Origin of the sequence: Streptomyces sp. NPDC091279 (assembly GCF_044757465.1) — a bacterium.
Taxonomy (GTDB): domain Bacteria; phylum Actinomycetota; class Actinomycetes; order Streptomycetales; family Streptomycetaceae; genus Streptomyces.
This window is the reverse complement of record NZ_JBIVVA010000001.1, coordinates 711,378-725,051: the sequence shown is the minus strand read 5'-3', so window position 1 is coordinate 725,051 and position 13,674 is coordinate 711,378. Positions and strand designations below refer to the sequence as shown.

Sequence of the window (13,674 nt, the reverse complement as noted above, 5' to 3'; positions counted from 1 at the left end):
GCCGCCGGGTCAGCCGCGCGCGGGGCCGTCCGACGCGGCGGTCAGCGGCATCAGCGCGCTGATCGTCTTGCCGCCCCCGGCGCGCCGGTCGACGGCGACCTCCCGGGCCAGCCGCAGCACGAGCGGCCAGCCGTAGCCGCTGACCCGGTGGCCGGGCGGCGCGGCGCCGGCCGCGCTGCGCGGTACGGCGTCGCTGTGGTCGTGCACGAGCAGCCGGACGCCGTCGTCGGTGACCGCGACCTCGAATCCGGCGAGCCCGTCGCCGTGCCGGATGGCGTTGGTGACCAGTTCCGACACGACGAGCAGGAGGTCGATGACGTCCTCGTCGCGGGCGGTGCGCGAGCGCGTGTCCCACTGTTCGCGGACCACCGCCCGGGCGTGCGCGCGGGCGTGTGCCGCCGTCGCCACGCCCGGGTCGGTCGGCGCGCCCTCGGACAGCGGGGTGGACATCGCGGCCGGACGTACGGTGTCGCTCACCGGTCCGTCACCGCCCGCGGCGCCTCCATGGCCGTTGCGATGTCGTCGGTGAGGGCGAAGTACCCCGTGGTGCCAGTCACCTCAAACAGCCTTTCGATGCTCTCGTGGAACGGTCCCGCCACCACCATGGGCCGGGCGGCCCGTCGGTGGGCCTCCTTCTCCTCCAGCAGCACGTGCAGGATCGAGGAGTCGGCGAACTCCGTTGCGGACAGGTCGACGACGGTGCGTGCCGACCGTGCGCGGCGAGCGGTGTGCAGCGCCGCCTGGAGCAGCGGTGCGCTCTCCGCGTCGATGTCGCCCCGCACGCGCACGACGACGCCGTCGCGTTCGGGGTCGCAGGTGACGATTGCCTCCCGCTCCTGGGCCATCGCTCGTGTCCCCTCGTTCAGGAGGTCAGGGGCTGCTGCCCGCTCAGGTCCCGGTAGTACGCGGCGACGCTCGCCAGGTAGGCCGGGTCGAGGGTCTCGCTGTCGGTCTCGAAGCGGGGTGCCCCCTTCACCTCCGCCCGGGTGCACGCCACGCTGATCGTGCGGTTCTCGTCGTCGACGGCGGTGACGGCGCCGGCCGGCACCAGGACGCTGCGGCCGAACGCCCAGACGGCGGTGTCGACCACGAGGTGCAGCATCCCTGCGGGGTCCGCCTCGCGCTCCGCGACGCCGATGGTGCCGTCCCGCGCGTCGACGGAGAAACCTGTCAGGTCCTGCCCTGTCACATGGCCGGATGCCGGGGCGTACGACCAGATGCTGTCGGCGCTCACGCCGCTCCCTTCCCTCAAGTCCCTCAAGTCCCTCAAGGACGGTTGGTGAGCCGCCGTTGCGGGCGGCTCCACAGCACCGCCTACCCGCGTCCTTCCCGCACATTCGGGCCGCCTCGGATCTCCCACGTGCGGGGGAGGCGGCCGTCGAACTTCTCTGCGGGTGCGGCGAGCGGGTCGAACACGCGGGCCGTCATGCCGTGTACCGGCCGCGGGTGTGCCCGTCGACGGCGCTGAGGTGGGCGTGGCGCGGGGCGGTGACGGCCACCAGGGCCATGTCGTCGTGGCGGCCGCCGCCGACCCACTGTTCGGCGAGGGTGCGCACCTGGGCGACGACCGCCCGGGCGGTCCTGCCCGCGCAGTCGGCGAGGGCCTCCTCGACGCGTTCCTGCCCGAACATCTCGTCGCCGAGCGGGCCGCCGCGCGCCTCGGTGATGCCGTCGGTGAACAGCAGGCAGGTCTCACCGGGGGAGAGTTCGACCCGGGCGGTGGTGGAGGTGATGGTGGGGAAGACCCCGACCAGGGAGCCCCGGGTGGGGGTGGTCTCGACGGTGCCGTCGGCGCGGACGATCAGCGGAGGCGGGTGGCCCGCGCTGGTGACCCGCAGCTGGACGGTGCGGCCGCGCCGGGCCACGGACGTCAGCAGCAGGGTCGCGAACCTCGTGTGGTGGGAGCCGATCAGGGCGCCGTTGAGGAGGGCGAGGAGGCGTTGGTGGTCGGCGGCCAGCGGCAGCAGGGCGTGCAGGGTGTTGCGGATCTTGCCGGTGAGGACGGCGGCCTCCAGGCCCTTGCCGCACACGTCGCCGAGGACCACCAGGGTCTCCTGTCCGGCGTCGGTGCCGGGGTGGACGTCGTAGAAGTCGCCGCCGACGTGCTCGCCCTCGCCGGAGGGCCGGTAGGAGCCCGCGAACTCGACGCCGTGGACGTCGTGCAGGCGCGGCGGCAGCAGTTCCCGCATCAGGGTGGTGGTGATGGCGGCCTGCTCCGCGTACATGCGGGCGACGGAGAGGGCGGCTCCGGCGCGGGCGGCGAAGAGCCGGGCGAAGAGTTCCTCACTCTCCGAGAACGGCGGCTGCCCCGCGCCGCGCAGCAGCACCAGCGCCCCGGCCGGAACGCCGTGTCCGGGCAGCGGGGTGACCAGGACCGCGCCGACCGGCCGTGCGAACCCCTCGGGGACCAGCCAGTCGGGTACTTCGGCCGGGTCCGGCCGCCGGGAGGGCACGGGCGGGAAGACGTGCAGCGCCTCGTACAGGCCGGCGACGTCGGCCGGTTCGCCGTGCGCGATGCGGTGGACGGGGCTCCCGTCGGCGACGCAGGAGGTGAGGGGGAAACGGTGGCCGCGGCCCGGGGCGACGACCACGGCGGCGTCGGCGAGCTGACCGGCGGCCAGCGTGGCGGTGACGTCCGTGCAGTGGGCGAGGTCGAGCGAGCCGAGGAGGGCGCTGGAGGCGCGGGCGAGGAAGGCGGTGCGGCGGCGTTCGCCGTCGAGGGCGGCCTCGGCGCGGCGGCGGGCGGTGTCGTCGACGAGCCACCAGACGACGTCGCCGTCGGCGGTGCGGCCGGGGTGGGCCTCGTAGGTGCGGTCACCGAGGCTGCCGTGCTCGGCGTGTCCGGTGCCCTGGCGGGGGACGGCGGGCACGAACCGGTCGTGGGCGTCGGCGATCCAGGCCGGGGCGACGTCCCGCAGGCGGGTGCCGCGGGCGGCGTCGGGCAGCAGCGCGGCGGCCGCCGGGTTCAGGTCGATGAGATCGCCCTGCGGGTCCGCGACCAGTACCGGGTACGGCGCGGCGGTCCAGGCCGCGCCCGAGGGGGCGCCACGCGGGGCGTGGGGTGAGTACGGGGGTGTCGTCAAGAGCAAGGCACGCGCGGACGCGCGCCCACCACCTTCCGGAAGACGGCGAATGCCGGTGAATGTTTCCTTACGGCAACTCTCTCGCGGGGGCGAGGGGCCCGGCAAGGGCCACCGGGCGCCACGACGGCCTCCAGCGGCGGGCTCACCCCCTGTCACCTGGGGTGCGGTCGCGGCACGTTCACCCGAACGGGCGGCTTGCGCGGGACCCTCCCCGGCCGCGTGGGCAGGCGTCGGACCATGGGCTACGGAGGGCCCGTGTGCATGGCGTGTGGGTTCGGGGGTAATCGCGCTGGCGCCCGGCCAACACATGACGACTGCGAGAGAGGTACCCGTGTCCATCGCCCAGAATCCCCTGTCCGTCGAGGTCACCCTGCCGCGTGAGGATGTCGCCCTCCTCGTGGTGGAGGGGTACCTGGACATCGACACCGCGACCGAGTTCCGGCACCACCTGGCCAACCAGCTGCACCACGGCCGCAAGCACTTCCTGATCGACCTGTCGGGGGTGCCGTTCATGGACTCGTCCGGCATGAACATCGTGCTGCGGATCTACCAGGAGGCCCGGGAGATCTCCGGCAGCGTCCACATCATCGCGCCGGCGCCCGCCGTGCGCAGGGTGCTGGATCTGACCGGCGTCAGCATCACGGTGCCGGTGTCGGAGACCGTCGACGCCGCGCTCGGACGGATCGACGCGGCATGAGGCGACACCCGAGGTACCGGACGTACCCGGCGAGATAGACCGGCGCCGGCCGGGGACGGTGTGCCCCGGCGGCGTGGGAGGGGCGGCGAGCTGCCGCTCCTCCCCGGCGCCGGTCAGGCGGTGCGGGCGGGCGGCTGCCCGCTCTCGCCGTGGATCTGTGCCGAGGCGGCGTCGCAGAAGGCTTCGAGGCCGCTCAGCAGCGCGGACCGCTGCGCCAGTGGCATCTGCTCCAGGACCGCCGTCAGGGCGCTCTCCCGGCGCAGCCGCAGGTCGGTCAGGAAGGTCCGGCCGCGGTGGCTCAGATACAGCCGCAGTTCGCGCCGGCTGGTGGCGGCCGCCCGGCGCTCCACGAACCCGACGGCCTGGAGCCGGTCGCAGAGCCGGCTCGTCGACGGCGGGGTGGAACCCAGGGCGTCCGCGAGCGTGCGCAGGTTGATTCCCTCGTTGTGCTCCAGGATGAAGAGCACACGCAGTTGGGAGGCGGAGACCGGCGCCGTGGAGGCGCGGCCCCACAGCACTTCGAGCAGTTCCGCCGCCTGTGAGGTGACACGCGCCACCTCATCGGGTTGCGGGCGCTGGTACGAGGACGTCACGCAGCCACTCTGGCAGGGTTCCGGACCGCTGTCAGGTCACCGGCGCCCACGCCCCGGCCCACGGGGCGCAGATCACAATCCACGGGCGGGACATCCACGGGCCGAACGGCACGTCGGACCCGCCCCACGACGAAATGGTGTGACCGAGAACGTGAACAGATCCGAGGCCGTCGCCCGAGCCCTGCGCTCGGCCGCTCCGCACCTGCTCCCGGAGGTCCTGCGGGACGAACTGCGCGCCCGGTACGGCGTGCTGGACGCGGAGTTGCTGCTGGCGGACTACGCGCTCGCCGTGCTCCTGCCGGTGCCGGACGCGCCGGGGCCGACCGAGCCGGTGGCCCTGCACGGGAGTCCCCCGGGCCGCGCCTTCGGCTCCCAGGAGCCCGTCGTGGAGCGGGCGGGCGACGGCCGGGCCCACGCCCATCTCCCGGTCACCGTGCGCGGCGACCGGCTCGGCGTGCTGGACGTCACCCTGGCCTCCGTCGAGCAGGCGCGGGCCGACCTGGACGAACTCGCCGAGCTGGCGCGGGTCCTGGGCCACGAGGTGACGGTCGCCCAGCGGGACACCGACGTCTACCACCGCGCCCGGCGCCGCGACCGGCTGACGCTGGCCGCCGAGATGCAGTGGCAGTTGCTGCCCGCGCGCTCCAGCAGCCGGGCCGAGTACGCGCTCGGGGCCCAACTGGAGCCCGCGTACGCCATCTTCGGCGACAACTTCGACTGGTCCACCTCGGCGGACCGGCTGTTGCTGTACCTCACCAACGGCATGGGCGAGGGCATCGACGCCTCGCTGCTGACCAACCTCGGCATCAACGCGCTGCGCAACGCCCGGCGGGCCGGTGTCCCCATCGCCGACCAGGCCGCCCTGGCCGACCAGGCGGTGCACGCCCACTACCGGGGGGAGGCGTATCTGTCGGTGCTCCTCATCGACCTGGACCTGGCCAGTGGGCGGATGCTGGTGGTGGACGCCGGTTCACCGCGGATGCTGCGGCTGCGCGAGGGGAGCGTGACGGCCGTCGACTTCGAGGAGCAGCTGCCGCTGGGCATGTTCGAGGAGACCGACTACACCGCGCAGGAGTTCCAGCTGGTCCCCGGCGACCGGCTGGTGTTCGTCAGCGACGGCGTCGACGGCGTCACCGGGCCCGGCGGCGAACGGTACGGGGAACGGGCGCTGGCCCGCGCCATCACCGCGACCCGGCTGCTGCCCGCCTCCGACGTACCGGGCGCGGTGCTGCGGGAGTTGGCGGGCCACCGGGGCGGACCGGACCTCGCCGACGACGCCCTCGTGGCGTGCCTCGACTGGTTCGGCCCCCAGGACGCCGGGTAGGGGCGCCGGGCGCTGCGGGCGGCCTCCGGCCCCCGGTCCGGGGCGGAATCGGTCGGTGACGACCCGGTGCGTTTCGGCCGAGGGGCGGGCATGGTGGTGAGCGGCGCGTTCGTCTGCCTGCCCCGTCCGGCTGGCGCGAGCGAGCGCCACGCGGTGGGATCGAGTGGTGCGGGACGGCGGTCCAGGGGCAGACGAAGAGCGTCCGGTGCGGGCCGCCTGGAGTCGCAGAAAAGGAGACACCGTGACACGACCCAGGATTCTGGTGGTCGGCGCAGGCTTCGCCGGCGTGGGCTGTCTGCGCCGTCTGGAGCGCAGGCTCGCCGTCGACGAGGCCGACGTCACCCTGGTGACGCCGTTCTCCTACCAGCTGTACATGCCGCTGCTGCCCCAGGTCGCCTCCGGGGTGCTGACGCCCCAGTCGATCGCCGTGTCGCTGCGGCGCAGCAAGAAGTACCGCACCCGGATCATCCCGGGCGGTGCGATCGGCGTGGACCTGAAGGCCAAGGTCTGTGTCGTGCGCACCATCACCGGGCAGCTCGTCGACGAGCCGTACGACTACATCGTGCTCGCCCCCGGCAGCGTCACCCGCACCTTCGACATCCCGGGCCTGCTCGACCACGCGTACGGGATGAAGACCCTCGCGGAGGCCGCCTACATCCGCGACCACGTCATCTCGCAGCTCGACCTGGCCGACGCCAGCAACGACCCGGCGGAGCGGGCCTCGCGGCTCCAGTTCGTGGTGGTGGGCGGCGGATACGCCGGCACCGAGACGGCGGCCTGTCTGCAACGGCTCACCCACGCGGCCGTCCGGCGCTACCCGCGGCTGGACCCGGCGCTGATCAAGTGGCATCTGATCGACATCGCGCCGAAGCTGATGCCCGAGCTGGGCGACAAGCTGGGCAGCAGCGCGCAGGAGATCCTGCGCCGGCGCGGCATCGACATCTCGCTGGGCGTGTCCATCGCGAAGGCGGGCCCGGAGGAGGTCACCTTCACCGATGGCCGGGTGCTGCCCACCCGCACCCTGATCTGGACCGCCGGGGTCGTCGCCAGTCCGCTCATCGCCACCCTCGGCGTGGAGACCGTCCGGGGCCGCCTCCCGGTCAACGCCGAGCTGACGCTGCCGGGCCAGGACGGTGTCTTCGCGCTCGGGGACGCGGCGGCCGTGCCCGACCAGGCCAAGGACGACGGGAGCGCCGTCTGCCCGCCGACCGCGCAGCACGCGATGCGGCAGGGCAAGCGGGTCGCGGACAACGTCATCGCCGCCCTGCGCGGCCAGACGATGTACCCGTACGTGCACCGGGACCTCGGTCTGGTCGTCGACCTCGGCGGCAAGGACGCCGTCTCCAAGCCGCTCGGCGTCGAACTGCGCGGGCTGCCCGCCCAGGCCGTCGCCCGCGGCTACCACTGGTCGGCGCTGCGCACCAACGTCGCCAAGACCCGGGTGATGACCAACTGGGTGCTGAACGCGCTGGCGGGCGACGACTTCGTCCGCACCGGTTTCCAGGCCCGCAAGGAGGCCAAGCTCCGGGACTTCGAGTTCACCGACGCGTATCTGTCGCCGGAGCAGGTGCGGGCGCGGGTGGCGGGTTCGGGGCGCGGGACGGTGTGACGCGGTGGAGACGGTTTCGGGCAGGCGTGCGATGCTGGGAGAAGGATCATGAGCTGAGGCGGGAGTGAGTACGGCACCGTGATGACAGCGGGTGGGTCGGGACGGGCCAGGCTGCGGGATCTCGTCGCCGCGTCCGACCCCGGGCTGCTGCGGCTGGCCGCGGGGCTGCGGACGGCGGGCGCGATCGCCCTCACGCTGGCCGTGCTCACCCTCCTCGGGTTCGACGTGCGGCATCTGGTCGGGGGCGCCATCGCGGCGATGGTCGCGACCTTCGCCATCCGGGAGAAGCAGCGCGGACAGCAGGCCGTCACCCTCGCCCTCGGTTTCCCGGTGGCGTGCGCGTCGCTGACGGTGGCGGCGGTGCTGCACCAGCTGGTGGTGACCGGTGACGTCTTCTTCGTGGCGCTCATCTTCTGCGCCGTGTACGGGCGCCGGTTCGGTGACCGGGGCACCGCGCTCGGTCTGATCGGCTTCCAGGTCTACTTCCTGTCCCTGTTCGTCGGCGCCACCCTCGCGACCCTGCCCGAGCTGTACGGGGTCGTCGCGGTGGCGTTCGCCTCCAGCGCGGTGCTGCGGTTCGCGCTGGTGCCCCAGACGCCGACCGGCATCCTGAACCGGATGCGGGAGGCGTTCCGGGCCCGACTCGCGCAGTTGGTGGCCGCGCAGCTCGATCTGCTCGACGCGGGGCCCGACGACATCGACAAGGCGCTCGCGGCAGCCCGCGCGGGCACCGCCCGGCTGCACGAGACGGCCATGATGATCCAGGGCCACCTGGAGGAGGGCACCGCCGACGCGTCCGGGGCACGGCTGGTGCAACGGCGTATCGCGGACGCGGAGATCACCGCCGAGCGGCTCGGCCTGCTGCTGCTGTCCGCGCGCAGCGCCGAACGCGCGGACACCCTGACCCTGCATCTGCCGGGCGCCCTGGTCCCCGGCGGTCAGCGTCCGCTGCGCGACGAGACCCTCGCGACGCTGCGCCGGGACCTTGAGGCGCTGCGGCTGCTGGTGCTGCGGCCGACGTCGGCGGAGATGGGCACGGGTCTGGCGCATGTCCGCAACCGGCTGCTCGGTTACCGGGACGAGGAGAACCTCCCGAAGGCCTCCCCCGCCGTGCAGGACGTCTTCCGCGGCATCGGTGAGGCGGCCCGCGCGGTGCTCGGGCTGCGGCTGGCGCTCGACGGTCCGCAGGACGACTCCGACGACACCCCCTCCACCGCCAGGTCCCGGGAGGAGCTGGACGCCGAGGACCTCGCGATCGACGCGGGCGAGGAGCCGGCCGAGGAGGAGAAGACCGGGCTGCGGCGGCCCACCACCCGGGCGGCGGTGCAGGTCGCGGTGGGGTCGTCGCTGGCGATCGTGGGCGGCGAGTTCCTCTCCAGCCAGCGCTGGTACTGGGCGGTGCTGACCTGCTGGATCGTCTTCATCAACACCGCGTCCACCGGCGAGATCCTGGTGAAGGGCTACCGGCGGCTGCTGGGCACCGTGCTCGGGGTGGTCGCGGGTCTGCTGCTCGCGGGACTGGTCGGACACCACACCTGGACGGCGTTCGCGCTGGTGCTGCTGTTCGTGTTCGCGATGTTCTACACCGCGCCCCTGTCGTACACGCTGATGTCGTTCTTCGTGACGGCGGCGCTCGGGCTGCTGTACACGCTGCTGCACACCTACAGCCTGGCGGTGCTGGTGCTGCGGGTGGAGGAGACGGCGCTCGGCGCGGCCTGCGGGATCATCGCGGCGGCGTTCGTGCTGCCGGTGCACACCGACCGGCGGACCAACGATCTGCTGGTGACCGCCCTGGACCGGCTGGGCGAGGTCACCGAGGCCGCCGTCGACCAGCTCAGTGGCGGTCCGGCCGCCGAACTGCTCGACAAGGCGCGGGACTTGGACCAGGCGCTGGCGGACCTGCGGGCCGCGGTGCAGCCGCTCACCCACCCGGTGACGCCGATGCGGGCCCGGCGTGACACGGCCCGCTATGTCGTCGCGCTGCTGGAGACGTGCGCGTATCACGCGCGGTCGCTGGCGGCGACGGCCGAGCTGCTGCCGACGCATCCGTCGATCGCCGCCGATCCCCGGCTGCGGCGGGCCTGTCGGCGCACGCTGCGCAACATCGCCACCGTCGCCGCCCGGGTCGCCGACGAGAACGCGGCCGTCGCGGTGGAGACCGGCCCGAGCATCGCCTCGCTGCTGGAGCCGGAGACCGGGAGCCTGGCGCGCTACGGGCGGATCACCGACCGGGTCCTGCGCCACCTCCAGCGGCTCGACGAGGCCGTGATGGGCCTGGCCAGGCCGCTGAAGGTGCCCGTGGAGGAGCCCACGCCCTGAGAGCCCGGACGGTTCTCAGGCGTGGTCGGCGAGCCAGGCCGCGCTCTGCCGGGCGACCAGCTGGACCAGGTCGCCCTGGGCGACGTTGAAGTCGGCGACGTGCAGGCCGAGTCCGGAGGTGCGGGCGCTGTCCGGGAAGAGCGACTGGCCGGTGCCGATCTGGAGCCAGTCGGCGGTTCCGGCCGCGTCACGCGCCGAGGCGCAGCCGCCGCTGACGGTACCGGGGTAGCGGGCGTAGCCGGTGGGGTCGTCGGTGAGGGTGTACCCGGGCATGAGCAGCCCGAAGTGGCCGTTGGGGAAGAGGGCGTCGCCCTGGAGGAGGTACCGGGTGGGGAGGTAGGTGTCGAGGGGTTCGACGGTGTCGGGGGCGTCGCCGCGCAGCAGGGCGGCCGGGTTGACGCACAGGATGTGGTGGCCGGGGCTGGTGGAACGGCCGAACACCGCGTCGGCGGCCGGGGGTTGGCCGTCGGGCTGGTCGAAGGTGGAGTAGGCGACGACACAGCCGGTCGGGAGCGGGGCGGCGGCCGAGGCGCGTGCGCAGGCGGGCACATGCTGGAAGGTGGCGTCGGGGTCGCTGCCGCCCCCGGCCGGGGCGGCGTCGGGGACCTGGATGTTGCCGCCGAGCAGCAGGGCGGAGACGAGGTGGTCGCGGACGTCCGGGGCGTTGTCGACGCGCTGCTGGATGAGGTTCACCAGGGCGGCGGTGCCCTGGGAGTGGCCGAGCAGGACGACGCCCCGGTGGCGTCCGGTGGCGGGGTCGATGTTGTCGTGCGCCCAGTAGTCGTCCCAGGCGTCGAGAACGTCCGCGGCGCCGGTGGCGGTGTCGGGGGTGAGGCCGACGAAGCCGAGGGCGACCTCGATGAGGGAGGCCTGCCGGTAGACGGGCACGAACAGGCGGCAGTGCTGGGCGAGTCGGGAGACCTGGGCGAGGGTGACCGCCATCTCGACGTCCTGCGGGGTGGGCGGCAGTGAGCCGACCCGCAGCGGCGGGTTGGAGGTGGTGTCGACGGTCGGGTAGGCGTAGAAGCAGTCGACGTCGGAGGCGGCCGGGGCCGCGTACGGCTCGGTCGTGGTGGTGGTGTCGGGGGCGTGCGCGGTGGCGTCGAGGGTGCGGTCCGTGCCGTTGACGTAGTGCTGGGTGTAGGCCCCGGTGGTGGTCTGGGCGGAGCCGTCGGTGTTCTGGTCGCAGGGGTTGTCGGGCAGGCCCGGGCGGCAGAGCCAGACCGTCCGGGCGAGGGGCTGGGTGAGGCCGGTCGCGGCGGCCTCGGGGACGGTGGTGGCGAGGAGCAGGGCGGTGGTGGCGAGGGCGAGGGCGGCGAGGCGGGTGGTGGGTTTCATCCGTGGGCGTCCCGTTGCTGCTCGTGGCCGGGGGCTCCGGCCGGGGTCAGGTGGTGGGCAGGACGTGCTGTCCCGGCGCGAGGTGGTGGCGACGTCCGTCGGCGCTCACGTGTTCGACGGGGACGGGTGGGTCGACGCGGGTGCGGTGGGTGCCGGCGTGCACCTCGACGGGCCCGTGCGGGGTGGGGACGGCGCCGCGCGCCCACTCCAGGGAGCCCAGGCGCGGGGCGACGCGGACCCGGTCGTAGCGGGGCTCGGCGGGGGTGCTGCCGAGGGGGTGGACGAGGAGATCGCGGGCCCCGGTGGCGGACCAGCCGTGGCCGTGGCTGCCGCCCTCCCAGGTCTCCCGGAACGCGGTCGGGCCGGTGGCGGGCAGGGCGCTCCAGTCCCGGCACAGGCCGGCGATCCGGTCGGCCGCGCCGAGCAGCGCCGGCGCGTCGTGGACGACGTAGCGGAAGAACGGCTGGGCTCCGACGACCTGGTGGTGGACGTCCCCGTCCCGTCGTCGAGGTCGACGGTGACGGGGAACGCGGCCGCCCGGGTGGGCAGTGGGGCGACGCGGGCGTGGGACAGGTCGCCGGGCCCGGCGTCGGTGGCGCCGACCGCGGTGTGCTCGGCCCAGATCCACTGACCGCGCCAGGGCGACGGGCCGGTCACGGTGCCGGGGCGGGCCGTGGGCATCAGGTCTCCTCGAACGGGTGCGGGGGCGAGGGGAGTTGGATGGCGGCCGCGTCGGCGGCGAGGGGGCGGACGGGTCGGCCCTGCTGCGGTTCGGTGGGTGAAGCGCCATTATTTACCTAGTGGTTAGTAAAGAGTAAACGTCCGGGATGCCGCAAGACTCCCCACCACGGATTCCTCGCCGGGCCCGGCAGCCGAGGGGCGGGACGACCGCGCGGGGCGCCAAGCGGCGGGCCGAACTGATCGCCGTGGCCGCGCTGTTGTTCGCGGACCGGGGCTATCGGGGCGTCGGGGTGGGCGAGGTGGCTCAGCGGGCCGGGATCACCGAGCCGGGGCTGCTGTATCACTTCGGCACCAAGGAGGGGCTGTTGCACGCGGTGATCGACCAACGGGACGCTGCGAGCCGTGAGTTCGCCGCCGAGCTGGCCCGGATCGGCGGGGTCGACGCGATCCGGCAGCTGCCCGCGTTCGCCCGCCGCAACCAGGCCGCACCGCACCTCGTCCGGCTCTTCGCCGTGCTCCTGGCCGAGAACCTGGACCCCGCCGCCCCGGCCCACGACCACTTCGTGACCCGGTACCGGCAGCTGCGCGCCGACATCGCCGGCATCCTCGGTACCGGCCGGGACCGGGGCGAGTTCCGGGCCGACCTCGACCCCGGGGTGAAGGCGCTGGAGATCCTCGCGTTCATCGACGGGCTGCACACGCAGTGGCTCCTGGACCCCGAGGCCATCGATCTCACCGGGGCCGTGGAGTCGTACGCGGTGGCGCTGGTGCGGGATCTCACGGACGGGGCGGGCGGCTAGGTCGGCCGGTTCGTGCCCGGCTCTCGTGCCATGAAGAGGTCGACGGGGTCCTCGGAGGTGACGGTGAAGCCGTGGCGTGCGTAGAGGCGGCGGGCGGCGCTGCCCCGCAGGACGTTCAGGCGGACCGGCACGCCGTCGGCGTCGGTGCCGCGCAGCAGGGTGCGCGGCACGGCCGAGCCCAGGCCCCGGCCCTGGAGGTGCGGGGCGAGGGAGAAGTGCTCCAGCCAGTGGCCGTCGGCGGCGGGGCGCAGGGCGACACGGCCCGCGAAGGCGCCGTAGGCCTCGACGACCGAGGTGTGCGCCGGGGTGAACCCGTCCCGCAGCCGTTGCCGGACGCGCTGGTCGTCGTAGCGGCCCAGGCGCTCCAGGTCGGCGCGCAGGACCGTCGCCCGCGGCTCCGCCACCGCCTCGACGTCGGCCGCCGGGGCGGGCCGCGGGGTCCAGTCGGCCGTCGTGCTCGTGGTCACGCCGGGAGTGTCGCGGGTCCCGCCGCGCCGGGAGGCGTCAGGGCAGGGTGACGACGGCGGTGATGCACTTGCCGCCCGACGGCAACCCGCTGACCTGCACGTCCCGGGCGAGCCGGCAGACGATGGGCCAGCCCCGGCCGCCCAGGCCGCTGCGGCGCAGCGGGTCGACCAGGTCCGAGGCGACCGGCAGTTCGTCACTGCGGTCGCACACCGAGACCCGGATGCCGGGCCCGACGACATCGACCCGGAAGTCGGTGATGCCGCCGCCGTGCAGGATGGCGTTGGTGGTCAGTTCGGTGGCGACGAGCAGCGCGTCGGAGACGGCGACGGTGTCGGTGGCACGGCTGCGGGCCGCGACCGCGCGCTCGACCTCCCGGCGCGCCTCGGACGGCAGGCAGGCGGAGGCGTGCCCGAACCGTGCCTTCGGCGTTCCCGCGAGGGACTGGACCCCGAGTTCCTTGTGCATCGTTTCGTCTCCCTGATCGGTGACGAACCGGCCTCCGCGACGACCTGCGTCGGGGGACCGGACCCTTGCCACGGCCGCGGCGGCGAGGTGCGCGCCGTCGGCTCTTCCCTTCGGCTGACCGCCGTACGCCCGGACAAACCTCCCGTGCCGGAGTTGCCCGGCGGGCACCGGAATCGAACACCTGCCGAGGGAGAACCGAGTGAAACAGGTCACGTGACCTGATTCGGACTCCCGGAACCCTGGTCATGGGTTTACCGTTCTTGTGGATGAGGTGCCCCGGTGGACCGGTTCCGTCCG

Annotated in this window: 14 protein-coding genes; 5 read left to right on the top strand and 9 right to left on the bottom strand. The window is 74.0% G+C overall.

Annotated elements, in window-relative coordinates:
* Positions 1–9: 9 nt before the first annotated feature.
* The 4 genes from ACIQOU_RS03075 to ACIQOU_RS03060 form a co-directional block, all read right to left on the bottom strand.
* Positions 10–477 (bottom strand): ATP-binding protein, encoded by a 468-nt coding sequence (locus tag ACIQOU_RS03075; RefSeq protein ID WP_401533351.1) that lies wholly within the window; start codon positions 475–477, stop codon positions 10–12.
* Positions 474–845 (bottom strand): STAS domain-containing protein, encoded by a 372-nt coding sequence (locus ACIQOU_RS03070; RefSeq protein ID WP_401533349.1) that lies wholly within the window; start codon positions 843–845, stop codon positions 474–476. Before ACIQOU_RS03070 ends, ACIQOU_RS03075 begins: the two co-directional genes overlap by 4 nt.
* 17 nt (positions 846–862) lie before the next feature.
* Positions 863–1,234: a PRC-barrel domain containing protein gene (locus tag ACIQOU_RS03065; RefSeq protein ID WP_401533347.1), complete on the bottom strand. Its 372-nt coding sequence runs from the start codon at positions 1,232–1,234 to the stop codon at positions 863–865.
* A gap of 190 nt (positions 1,235–1,424) precedes the next feature.
* Positions 1,425–3,083 (bottom strand): PP2C family protein-serine/threonine phosphatase, encoded by a 1,659-nt coding sequence (locus ACIQOU_RS03060; RefSeq protein WP_401533345.1) that lies wholly within the window; start codon positions 3,081–3,083, stop codon positions 1,425–1,427.
* 331 nt (positions 3,084–3,414) lie between these two features.
* Between ACIQOU_RS03060 and ACIQOU_RS03055 the strand changes: the two genes are divergently transcribed.
* The gene (locus ACIQOU_RS03055) at positions 3,415–3,780 is read left to right on the top strand and encodes an STAS domain-containing protein (protein WP_401533343.1); all 366 of its coding nucleotides are present in this window, start codon (positions 3,415–3,417) and stop codon (positions 3,778–3,780) included.
* A 113-nt stretch (positions 3,781–3,893) separates the two neighbouring features.
* Here ACIQOU_RS03055 and ACIQOU_RS03050 read toward each other — a convergent pair whose 3' ends face one another.
* Positions 3,894–4,373 (bottom strand): MarR family winged helix-turn-helix transcriptional regulator, encoded by a 480-nt coding sequence (locus ACIQOU_RS03050; RefSeq protein ID WP_401533340.1) that lies wholly within the window; start codon positions 4,371–4,373, stop codon positions 3,894–3,896.
* 151 nt (positions 4,374–4,524) lie between these two features.
* Here ACIQOU_RS03050 and ACIQOU_RS03045 point away from each other — a divergent pair, with 151 nt between their 5' ends.
* The 3 genes from ACIQOU_RS03045 (at position 4,525) to ACIQOU_RS03035 (ending at position 9,625) form a co-directional block, all read left to right on the top strand.
* A complete protein-coding gene (locus ACIQOU_RS03045; protein WP_401533338.1) occupies positions 4,525–5,697 on the top strand; it encodes a PP2C family protein-serine/threonine phosphatase in 1,173 nt (390 codons plus the stop codon).
* A gap of 241 nt (positions 5,698–5,938) precedes the next feature.
* Positions 5,939–7,306, top strand: coding sequence for an NAD(P)/FAD-dependent oxidoreductase (locus ACIQOU_RS03040; protein WP_401533337.1), 1,368 nt, complete (start codon positions 5,939–5,941; stop codon positions 7,304–7,306).
* An 81-nt stretch (positions 7,307–7,387) separates the two neighbouring features.
* The gene (locus ACIQOU_RS03035) at positions 7,388–9,625 is read left to right on the top strand and encodes an FUSC family protein (protein WP_401533335.1); all 2,238 of its coding nucleotides are present in this window, start codon (positions 7,388–7,390) and stop codon (positions 9,623–9,625) included.
* Between the two features lie 15 nt (positions 9,626–9,640).
* On the opposite strand, the gene ACIQOU_RS03030 is transcribed toward ACIQOU_RS03035, so the two are convergent.
* Both ACIQOU_RS03030 and ACIQOU_RS03025 read right to left on the bottom strand, forming a co-directional pair.
* Entirely contained in the window at positions 9,641–10,963 is a 1,323-nt protein-coding gene (locus tag ACIQOU_RS03030; protein WP_401533334.1) for a DUF3089 domain-containing protein, read from the bottom strand.
* Positions 10,964–11,009: 46 nt separating this feature from the next.
* The gene (locus ACIQOU_RS03025; RefSeq protein ID WP_401533333.1) at positions 11,010–11,591 is read right to left on the bottom strand and encodes a hypothetical protein; all 582 of its coding nucleotides are present in this window, start codon (positions 11,589–11,591) and stop codon (positions 11,010–11,012) included.
* Between the two features lie 199 nt (positions 11,592–11,790).
* Between ACIQOU_RS03025 and ACIQOU_RS03020 the strand changes: the two genes are divergently transcribed.
* Complete coding sequence (locus tag ACIQOU_RS03020) at positions 11,791–12,444, top strand: TetR/AcrR family transcriptional regulator (protein WP_401533332.1); 654 nt, start codon at positions 11,791–11,793, stop codon at positions 12,442–12,444.
* Here ACIQOU_RS03020 and ACIQOU_RS03015 read toward each other — a convergent pair.
* Entirely contained in the window at positions 12,441–12,911 is a 471-nt protein-coding gene (locus ACIQOU_RS03015; RefSeq protein WP_401533331.1) for a GNAT family N-acetyltransferase, read from the bottom strand. The two genes, ACIQOU_RS03020 and ACIQOU_RS03015, sit on opposite strands and share 4 nt — an antisense overlap.
* Positions 12,912–12,948: 37 nt before the next feature.
* On the bottom strand, positions 12,949–13,377 hold the full coding sequence (locus tag ACIQOU_RS03010) for an ATP-binding protein (RefSeq protein ID WP_401533330.1): 429 nt from the start codon (positions 13,375–13,377) through the stop codon (positions 12,949–12,951).
* Between the last annotated feature and the right edge of the window lie 297 nt (positions 13,378–13,674).

Bases quoted from the DNA above. Each gene is read 5' to 3' on its own strand.
- ACIQOU_RS03070 (WP_401533349.1), bottom strand. From the start codon at position 845: ATGGCCCAGGAGCGGGAGGCAATCGTCACCTGCGACCCCGAACGCGAC.
- ACIQOU_RS03035 (WP_401533335.1), top strand. From the start codon at position 7,388: ATGACAGCGGGTGGGTCGGGACGGGCCAGGCTGCGGGATCTCGTCGCC.
- ACIQOU_RS03030 (WP_401533334.1), bottom strand. From the start codon at position 10,963: ATGAAACCCACCACCCGCCTCGCCGCCCTCGCCCTCGCCACCACCGCC.
- ACIQOU_RS03020 (WP_401533332.1), top strand. From the start codon at position 11,791: ATGCCGCAAGACTCCCCACCACGGATTCCTCGCCGGGCCCGGCAGCCG.
- ACIQOU_RS03010 (WP_401533330.1), bottom strand. From the start codon at position 13,377: ATGCACAAGGAACTCGGGGTCCAGTCCCTCGCGGGAACGCCGAAGGCA.